Origin of the sequence: Bradyrhizobium sp. IC3123, from assembly GCF_020193625.1 — a bacterium.
In the GTDB taxonomy this organism is placed as follows: Bacteria; Pseudomonadota; Alphaproteobacteria; order Rhizobiales; family Xanthobacteraceae; genus Bradyrhizobium; species Bradyrhizobium yuanmingense.
Map to the genome: position 1 here is coordinate 1 of NZ_JADYVF010000046.1, position 1,312 is coordinate 1,312.

At 68.0% G+C, this 1,312-nt stretch carries 2 protein-coding genes; both read left to right on the plus strand.

Features of this window, described 5'->3' with window-relative positions:
- On the plus strand, positions 1-948 hold a 948-nt coding region (locus I6F20_RS37530), incomplete at its 5' end, for a response regulator (RefSeq protein ID WP_225131583.1).
- A 32-nt stretch (positions 949-980) separates the two neighbouring features.
- A partial coding sequence (locus tag I6F20_RS37535; RefSeq protein WP_225131585.1) for a chemotaxis protein CheW occupies positions 981-1,312 on the plus strand: 332 nt, incomplete at its 3' end.

The following is a 1,312-nucleotide window of genomic DNA, read 5'->3' on the forward strand; positions in this document are numbered from 1 at the left end:
GATGGCGCGGTCATCATGATCATCGATCCCAACGGCATCGCCAAGGCGCTCGGCGCCGCCGGCTCCTCGGCCCATGGCATGGGTGACGAAGCGGCCGGCCATCACATCGGAAGTGGCGAGCAGACCACCTCGCTGCTGGTGTTCCGCGCCGGCTCGTCGCAGCCCAAGGCGGTTCCGCTCGGCCTCGTCACGCGCCTGGAAGAGCTGCCGGCCGACAAGATCGAGTTCTCGAACGGCCGCTACATGGTGCAGTACCGCGAGCAGCTGATGCCGCTGGTGGCCATGGAAGGCGTCACCATTGCTTCCCAGGGCGCCCAGCCGATCCTGGTGTTCGCCGACGACGGCCGCTCCATGGGCCTCGTCGTCGACGAGATCATCGACATCGTCGAGGAACGCCTCAACATCGAGGTCGGCGGCTCCTCCTCCGGCGTTCTCGGCTCGGCCGTGATCAAGGGCCAGGCCACCGAGGTGATCGACGTCGGCCACTTCCTGCCGATGGCGTTCGCCGACTGGTTCACCCGCAAGGAGATGAAGCCGTCGCTGCATTCGCAGTCGGTGCTGCTGGTCGACGACTCGGCCTTCTTCCGCAACATGCTGGCGCCGGTGCTGAAGGCCGCCGGCTACCGCGTCCGCACCGCGCCGACCGCGCAGGAGGGCCTCGCGGCACTGCGCGCCCAAAGCTTCGACGTGATCCTGACCGACATCGAGATGCCCGATATGAACGGGTTCGAGTTCGCGGAAGTCGTCCGCTCCGACAACAACCTCGCTGCGACGCCGATCATCGGCCTGTCGGCGCTGGTGTCGCCGGCGGCGATCGAGCGCGGCCGTCAGGCCGGCTTCCACGATTACGTCGCCAAGTTCGACCGTCCCGGCCTGATCGCGGCGCTGAAGGAGCAGACCGCGGGCGCCGCCGGCGCCTCCGAGCTGAGCCGGGCGGCCGCGGCTTAAACCTTGAGCGGCATGGACCAGGAGACACTGAAATGAGCAAGAAGACCCAGTCCAGCGAAGGCGCCATGGTCGAGTACGTCACCGCGATGATCGGTGGCCAGCTGTTCGGCCTGCCGATCTCCCGCGTCCAGGACGTGTTCATGCCCGAGCGCGTCACCCGCGTGCCGCTGGCCTCGCGTGAGATCGCAGGCGTTTTGAACCTGCGCGGCCGCATCGTCACCGTGGTCGACATGCGCTCGCGCCTCGGCCTGCCCAAGGACGAGGACGGCAAGACCGCGATGGCGGTCGGCGTCGACCTGCGCGGCGAATCCTATGGCCTCCTGATCGACCAGATCGGCGAGGTGCTGCGCCTGCCCGAGGACGG